The sequence below is a fragment of the Frankia sp. AgKG'84/4 genome (assembly GCF_023242965.2).
Taxonomy (GTDB): domain Bacteria; phylum Actinomycetota; class Actinomycetes; order Frankiales; family Frankiaceae; genus Frankia.
Genome location: NZ_JALKFU020000234.1, coordinates 1 through 7761, shown reverse-complemented (window position 1 = coordinate 7761; position 7761 = coordinate 1). Strand labels below are relative to the sequence as shown.

General features: G+C 73.7%; 7 protein-coding genes. 5 read left to right on the top strand and 2 right to left on the bottom strand.

Annotated features, from left to right (window positions below; translation table 11 throughout):
• A partial coding sequence (locus MXD58_RS15295) for an ABC transporter permease (protein ID WP_250609434.1) occupies window positions 1-615 on the top strand: 615 nt, incomplete at its 5' end.
• A 62-nt stretch (window positions 616-677) separates the two neighbouring features.
• Here the strand turns inward: MXD58_RS15295 and MXD58_RS15290 are convergent.
• Window positions 678-1883: a cytochrome P450 gene (locus tag MXD58_RS15290; protein WP_248837646.1), complete on the bottom strand. Its 1206-nt coding sequence runs from the start codon at window positions 1881-1883 to the stop codon at window positions 678-680.
• A 496-nt stretch (window positions 1884-2379) separates the two neighbouring features.
• Here MXD58_RS15290 and MXD58_RS15285 point away from each other — a divergent pair, with 496 nt between their 5' ends.
• The 4 genes from MXD58_RS15285 to MXD58_RS15270 all read left to right on the top strand — a co-directional run bounded on the left by MXD58_RS15285 (window position 2380) and on the right by MXD58_RS15270 (window position 6922).
• On the top strand, window positions 2380-3423 hold the full coding sequence (locus MXD58_RS15285; RefSeq protein ID WP_250609433.1) for a cation diffusion facilitator family transporter: 1044 nt from the start codon (window positions 2380-2382) through the stop codon (window positions 3421-3423).
• Window positions 3424-3576: 153 nt separating this feature from the next.
• Entirely contained in the window at window positions 3577-4785 is a 1209-nt protein-coding gene (locus tag MXD58_RS15280; RefSeq protein WP_248837648.1) for a hypothetical protein, read from the top strand.
• Window positions 4786-4907: 122 nt separating this feature from the next.
• On the top strand, window positions 4908-5600 hold the full coding sequence (locus tag MXD58_RS15275; protein ID WP_248837649.1) for a response regulator transcription factor: 693 nt from the start codon (window positions 4908-4910) through the stop codon (window positions 5598-5600).
• A gap of 17 nt (window positions 5601-5617) precedes the next feature.
• Window positions 5618-6922 (top strand): sensor histidine kinase, encoded by a 1305-nt coding sequence (locus tag MXD58_RS15270; protein WP_248837650.1) that lies wholly within the window; start codon window positions 5618-5620, stop codon window positions 6920-6922.
• Window positions 6923-7083: 161 nt separating this feature from the next.
• Here the strand turns inward: MXD58_RS15270 and MXD58_RS15265 are convergent.
• Window positions 7084-7761: sensor histidine kinase (locus tag MXD58_RS15265; protein WP_374616157.1), on the bottom strand; the 678-nt coding region annotated here is incomplete at its 5' end.

The window sequence follows — 7761 nt, the reverse complement described above, 5'->3', positions numbered from 1 at the left end:
GCCTCGACGCCGACGCCGGCCGGCAGCAGGAACGCGGGGCCGGCCGTCGGCGTCGAGGCCGCGGCCCCGCGCGACTACGCGGTCCAGGTGACGCCGGGCGCCGGCCCGACCGCCGTCGCGAACCGGCTGCGTGCCGCCGTCCTCGGCGATGGCGCCTCGGTCGACACCGCGGCCGGGTGGATCCGCCACAACGCGGACGACGAGCAGCGGATCAACGTCGGGATCATGGTGGTGTTGCTGGGTCTGGCGATGGTCTACACGGTGATCGCGATGGTCAACGCGGTGGTGGTCGGCTCGTCTGACCGTCGCGGTGAGTTCGCGACGGCGCGGCTGTCGGGCCTGACCCGCGTGCAGGTGGTGCGCGCGGTGCTGTGGGAGGCGCTCGCCGTCGTCGTGATCGGTCTGTTCCTCGGCGCTCTGACCGCGAGCGCGACGGTGCTGAGCCTCACGACCGCCGTGCGCGACATCAGCGGCGTGACAGTCCTGACCCTGCCCTGGTCACTGATCGTCGCCGTCGCGTTCGGCTCCCTGGCGATCATCGGCGCGACCAGCGTGATCACCACGCTGTCCGCGACCCGCACCCCACCCATCCGCCTCACCGGCGCCCGCGAGTAGGGCCGTGCGACATCGGCGAGCAGCGCCGCACCATGGCGAGCGTCACCCGCGGGCGGCGCCGCTCACCAGGTCACCGGCAGTTCTACCAGCCCGTAGACGATGGACATGGTGCGGTAGCGCAGGTTCTCGAAGGGGACGGCGAGGGCCAGGTCGGGGAAGCGGCGCAGCAGCGCCGGCAGGGCGACGCGCAGTTCGAGGCGGGCCAGCGGCGCGCCGAGGCAGTGGTGCACGCCGTAGCCGAACGCCAGGTGGCCCGGCGCGCCGCGGGTGATGTCGAGGCGGTCCGGATCGTCGATGAGGACCGGGTCGCGGTTGGCGGCGGACAGCGAGACGACCACGTGCTCGCCCGCCGCGATGCGCCTTCCGGCGATCTCGACGTCCGTCCTCGTCCGGCGGATCGACGGGAACGGCACGATCGCCAGCCAGCGCAGCAGCTCCTCGATCGCCGGGACCAGCGCGTCGGGATCATCGCGCACGCGGGCGAGCTGGTCGGGGTGCCGCAGCAGCGCCACGGTGGCCAGGCCGATCATGTTCGCGGTCGTCTCGTGCCCGGCGACGAGCAGCAGGGTCGCGATGCCGGCGAGCTCGTCGGTGCTCACCTCGTCGCCGTGCTCGCGCACCAGCATGCCGAGGATGTCCTCGCCGGGATCGGCCTGCGCCCGCTCGACCAGGGAGCGCAGGTAGCGGCGCATGTCGAGCTGGCCGGCGGCCCGTTCCCGCGGCGGCCGGGAGCTGTCGAGCACGGCGCGGCTGCGGGCCTGGAACTCGTCCCGCTCGTCGTAGGGCACGCCGAGCAGTTCGCAGATCACCAGCGACGGCACCGGCAGCGCGAAGCCCGCGACCAGGTCGGCGGGCCGGCCCGCGCGCTGCATCGCGTCGAGGGCGTCCTCGACGATCCGAGTGATCCGTGGTTCGAGGCGGCGCATCCGGCGCACCGTGAACTCCGGCATGAGGATCCGCCGCAGGCGGGTGTGGTCCGGCGGGTCGTGGACGACGAGGTTGCCGGCGCGCAGCCGTCCCACCTCCGCCTCGCTCAGGACCACGCCGTCATCGTCGCCGGTGGCGAGCTGGTCGTAGGCGTTGCTGTAGCGGGTTGTGTCGGCGAGCACGCCGCGGACGTCGGCATACCGGCTGACCAGGTGCGCCGGGGCGCCGAACGGGGTGACGGCGGGGGTGACACCTACTTCGTCGCGGGCCCGGAGAAGCGCCGCCGACGGGTCGAGCCGCGTCCGCTGGTACTGCAACGGCACCTCGGGTGCCTCGGTCATCGCGAGCTCCCTTGCGTGGTCGCGCGGGGTCATCAGACCGAAGCGATCTTATCGTCTCTCTGAGACACGGCTTACTATTTCACTGACTTTCGTGTCATCCACGTGACTACCTGTGGAGATGTGAGGTGTGCCCACCCCGGGCACCGCTGGCAGGCAAGCCTGTAGCACCAACGTCAGGCAGGGCGATGGGGGACGGAGATCGGCGGGCAGCGGGCGGGCGGTACGGGTGGACGCCCCAGGCGTCGGCGTGCGCGGGTGATTCCCACCGGTCCAGGCCTTCGCCCGGTTTAGCGGAGGGTGATCCGGGGCGATGCACTGGGGTATGCCCGCCGACCCGGACGACACGATCAGCCGCAGTGGCCCGGCCGCGCCGACGGCCCGATCCTTCTCGGACCCGCCACCCCCGCCACCCCCGCCACCCCCGCCACCCCCGCCGAGCCCACCCGTGCCCTCCCAGGCCCCACGACCCGAGGCCCGACAGGCCCCGGACCCGTTGTTGAGCGGGCCGGCAGCCTCGGGCGAACCGGCCGCCGATCCCGCGGATCTGCCGCGGGAGGCGCGGGAGGCGATCCCGTTGCAGCAGGACGGCGGCGCCGGGGAGAACGACAGCGGCCTGACCGTGGCGATCGCGTTCGTCGCGAACCTGGTGATCGCGATCGCGAAGTCGGCGGCGGCGATCCTCACCGGCTCGGCCTCCCTGGTCGCCGAGGCCGCCCACTCGTGGGCTGACACCGGCAACGAGGTGTTCCTCGTGATGGCGAACCGCCGGTCCCGACGCCCACCGGAGCCAACCCATCCGCACGGCTTCGGCCGGGAGGCCTACGTCTGGTCGCTGTTCGCCGCGATGGGCCTGTTCGTCGCCGGCGGCGCCGTCTCGATCACCCATGGCGTCCAGGAACTGTTCGCCGACGAGCCCGGCGGCGACTATCTCATCGGCTACATCGTGCTGGCCGTGTCGTTCGTGCTGGAGGGCATCTCGTTCCTGCAGTCCGCCCGGCAGGCCCGCGGCGAGGCGGCGTCGATGAACCGCGACGTCATCGAGCACGTCCTGGAAACCTCGGACCCGACGCTGCGGGCCGTGTTCGCCGAGGACTCCGCCGCGCTCATCGGCGTCGCGATCGCCACCCTGGGCCTCGCGCTGCACCAGATCACCGGCGAAGCCGTGTTCGACGCGCTCGGCTCGATCCTCGTCGGCGTCCTGCTCGGCGTCGTCGCCCTGGTCCTCATCGGCCGCAACCGCCGTTTCCTCGTCGGCCAGGAAGCCGACCCGCAGGTCCGCGAGGCCACGATCCGCGCCCTGCTCGCCCTGCCCGAGGTCGACCGTGTCACCGCGCTGCGCGTCGAGGTCGTCGGCCCGCGCATGGTCACCGTCGTCGGCGACATCGACCTCGTCGGCGACGAGATCGAACCCGACGTGGCGTTCCGCCTACGCGGCGTGGAAAGCAAGCTCTCCGCGTCCCCCGCCGTGGTGCACGCCGTCCTGAGCCTCTCCGCCCCCGACGAAACCTCCATCGGACCTGATGGCGACCCGCTGTCCTGACCCGCGCTCGGCCCGACGTCGACCAGGCTCGGTTATCCCGGCCGTCCCGTGGTGGGCCGCGCCTCACCCACCCGACTGCCCTGGAACGAGTGAACTCCGAACGCCCGTCAGGACGTGATCCGGGAGGCAGCGTCGGCGGGTGGTGGAGGCGGCATGCGAGAAGGGGATTCCGGCCGGGTCGGCGCGGGGCGGCGCCCGGCGCGCGGTGCCATGCCGACGCAGGTGCGGGTGCCGGTCGGGGTTGATCCCGACGAGCTGGATGTCCTCGCCGTGCCCGCGGGGTTGTGGGCCCGGGTGCCTGGTGGGCCTGGTCTGGCGCCTGGGGAGCCGGCGCTGCACGCTCTGCCTGATCCGGACGGCGCGGTCACCGTCATCACGGGCGCGCCCGGCGAGCGGTCCCCGGAGGTCGAGGCGATCGTCGGGCTGCTGCGTGCCCTGGCGACGGTGGGGCGACCGGAGGTCGTCGTGGTGCCGTACGGCGCCGGCGCCGATCTGCCCGGGGCGCTCGCCGCTCGGCTCGGTGTCTCTGTGGTGGCGCAGCACGGGCTGCTGTTCGCCGGGGCCGACGGGCGGCCGGTGGTCACGGTCCGCGACGCGGACCGGGGCTGGTGGCAGCCACTGGCCTGGCGGACGGTGTACACCCCGACGGGGCCGCCGTGGCCGCAGCGCTGGCGCTCGCCCGCCGAGGGCCTCGCCGACCTCGGTGGCGGCCGCTACCAGCTCACCGACGGCTGGAGCCTGCGGATCGTCCCGAGCGGCCTGGCCCTCGACGGGGCCCCGACCCTCGACGGGGCCCCGACCCTCGACGGCGATCTGGTCCTCGACCCGGCATTCCCGTGCGACGACGCTCCGCATGACCCGGCATGGTTCGACCTGTGGATCCCGTTGCCGTCGACCGGGCTTCCTGACGGGGTGCTCACCGCGCTGGGCTGGCTCGCCGACGCGCTGCCCGGGCAGGTGCGGACCCGGCTGCGGGTCACGCTCCCGCCGGGCACCGGTCAGGCCCAGGCGCGTCAGATCCGCTGTGTTCTTCCCGCGCCGCAACGGGTCCTGCCGTCGGCCTCGTCGGAGCTACCCGGCGGGCAACCCGCGGATGAGGTTGAGGAGAGCCCCAGGTGGCGGCCGGATGAACACTTCGTGGTCTCCGTGCCGCCGGACGCCTCGGTCGATCGGCCGGATGGCGGCCCGTGGGACCGCGGGCCGGCGGACGAGGTCGTCGACAGCGGCCTTGCGGATGCCGACAGCGGTGGCTCTGACCTGCCGCAACGCCAGTCTGGTGAGCCGCGGGCCGCCTCGACGCTGCTCGCGGTGACAGCACAGGGTCGCCTGCGGCTGGTGGGCGCTCGGCCGTCCGTGCGCTGATCGGGGTGGGCGGACAAAGGCGGGAACTCCTTTCGCAACGGGGATTGCGGGTGCAAACATCGCCGCGTGACAGGAATGCTCCTCATGCTGGGAAGGCACGGCTGGAGGGTCAGCCGGGTTCCGTGCGGGTAGCGCTCGCCGACGACGCGGCCCTGTTCCGCGAGGGGCTGGTCCTGCTGTTGTCCACGGCGGGACACGAGGTCGTCGGCTGCGTCGCGGACGGTGACGCGCTGCTCGACCTGATGACCATCGAACCGGTGGACGTCGTCGTCCTCGACATCCGGATGCCGCCGGGGCCCGAGGGTGGGCTGAGTACCGCCGCGCGGGTGCGCTCGCGCTATCCGGACGTCGGCCTGTTGTTGCTCTCGCACTATGCCGAGACGCTTTACCTCATGCGTTTCCTGGAGATCGGTACCGAACGGATCGGCTACCGGCTCAAGGAGCGGATCGCCGGCGTGCGGGTGCTCACCGACACCCTGGACCGCATCGACGCCGGTGAGATCGTCATCGAGCCGGCGCTCGCGCGGCGCCTCGTCGACCGCCCGTCCGCCGCCGGCGGCCCGCTGGCGTCGCTGAGCCCGCGGGAGGCCGAGGTGCTGCGGCTGATGGCCGAGGGCCGCTCCAACGGTGGCATCGCCGCCACGCTGTACCTGTCCGCGAAGTCGGTGGAGAAGCACATCGCCAGCATCTTCGCCAAGCTCGACCTGCCCGCCAGCTCCGCGGCCCATCACCGCCGGGTCCTCGCGGTGCTGCGCTACCTCGAAGCCCAGCGTGAACTGGACGCGGCTTCCCCACCCGGACCCGCGGGAGCCTGACCGGCCGTGGCCCGCAGATGACCATCCCACCCCCTCCCACTCCGCCGACCGCCTCCCCGCTCACCGCCACCCTGCCGACGGCCACCCCGCTCGCGGTCGGCCCGCCGACGACCTCCCCGCCGACGACCTCCCCGCCGACGACCTCTCCGCTCGCCGTCGCCCTCCCGCCTTGGACCGTCCTGGTCGAGCAGGTCGCGGCACTGCCCGCCGACGCCCCGCTGGGCCAGCGGCTCGCGCCGCTGCTGCGCAACCTTTCCCGCGCCTCCGGCACCGGGCAGGCCGTCCTCTGGCTGCCTGGCGGGCCCCCGCCCCCCACCGTGGCGCCGAACCCCGCCGAGACACCGCGCCTGTTCGCCGATGTTCCAGGCGCTCCCACCAGTGATCGGAGAACTCCCGTCAGTGGTCTGAGCGTGCCCGCCGGTGATCCGCGTGTTCCCGACACTGGTCGGGGCATTGCCGCTGAGCGGCCGGCCGATCCAGCGGCGGGCACCTGCGTGCGGCTGCGCGACGGCAGCCAGTTGCTTGGCGCGTTGATGATCACAGGCCGGGACGGTGCCGCGCCGCCTACCGAGCCCCCGGCGCGGCTGCTGGCCGCCACCGCGGACTGTGTGACGTTGCTGCTGCGCGCGGAACTCGCCCGCGAAGCCGAGCAGGAACAGGAGTCGGGCGCCGACGAACTCGCGCAGCGCGCGGCCCGCATTGAGCAGGAGCTGGCCGCGGCCCTCGACGTCGAACGGCGTCGCCTCGCCACCTGGGTGCTCACCGGCACCACCCGCCGCCTGGCGGAGGTCACCCGACGGCGCGAGGCGTTCGCCGACAGCGTGCGCGCCGAACCCGACCGGGCCGGGCCTTCGCTGCGGGAGCTGCGGGTCGCCGTCGACGAGCTGATCGAGTACTTCCGCACGGTCGTGCGCGCCGTGCACCCGTCGACCCTGCGCGGCCGTGGGACGGCCGCCGCGCTCGGTGAGCTCGCGGCGAGCCACTCCCGCCGGGTGCACTGCGGCGGCGATTTCGGCCGCCGGGTCGGCTGGGAGATCGAGTCCGGGATCTACCACGCGGCGGCGGCCGTGCTGACGGCACTGCCCGAACACGGCGACGCGGAGGTCACCGTCCACTTCTCCCGCGCCGCCGGCCGCCTCGCCGTGCGCGTCGCCGATCCCGCCGCCGCCCTCGAACCACTGCGGGCCAGCCTCCTGGACGACGCGCGCCGCCTCGCCGCGCTCGGCGGCGGCCTGCGCGTCCGACTCTCGCTGGCCGAGGTCGCCGTCGTCGACCTGTGGCTGCCGGAACGCCCATCCTCCGGCGACAGCGACGACGCCTGAACCGCCGGTGCACCGTGCGGCGCGAAACGTCGGCTTTTCTTCGTTGATCCTGGCAGCTTGGTGGCGTTCTCGGCTGGGAAGAGCCTGGTGCGCCGCGGCGCACCTGCGGCGAGGCCCGATGGTCGGGTGGGGTTCGGGTGTGGTGCCGCCGGGATGGGTGGTCAGATCGGGATGGTGGCGGTGATGCGGGTGCCCTGGCCGGGGGCGGAGGTGACCTGGGGGGCGGCGCCGATGGCGGCCAGGCGGGCGCGCAGGCGGGCCAGGCCGTGCTTGCTGGTCGGGTCCAGGCCGGGGCCGGTGTCGGCGACCTCGAACCACAGGCCCTGGTAGGTGTCGCGGACGGTGACGGTGACGGGGGCGCCGGGGGCGTGCTTGAGCGCGTTGTTCACCGCCTCCAGGCAGGTGAAGTACACCGTCGACTCGACGATCGGCGGATAGCGCCGCGTCCGCACGGCAGGGGCGATGTCGAGGGTGACGTCGCGGGCGTCGGAGAAGCCGTCGGCGAGGCCCGCGGCCAGGCCCTCGGCGCGCAGCGGCCCGGGGATGATCCCGGCGGCGGTGTCGATGAGCAGCCGGTGGGTGCGGTCCAGCCGGGAGCCGAGGTCGACCAGGGCATCGGTGAGGGTGTGTTCGTCGGCGGTGGCGGTGTCCAGGCGGTGCTCGACGACAGCGGCGGCGAGCTGCAGGGACACCAGGTGCAGCTGCACGCCGTCGTGCAGGTCCCGTTCGAGGGCGTGGCGTTCGCTTTCCATCATCGACGCGGCCCGCTGTCGGGTGTCGGCGATGCGGGCGAGGGAATCCTGGCCGCGGCGGCGGGGGGGCCGCGCCCCGTGCTGCGC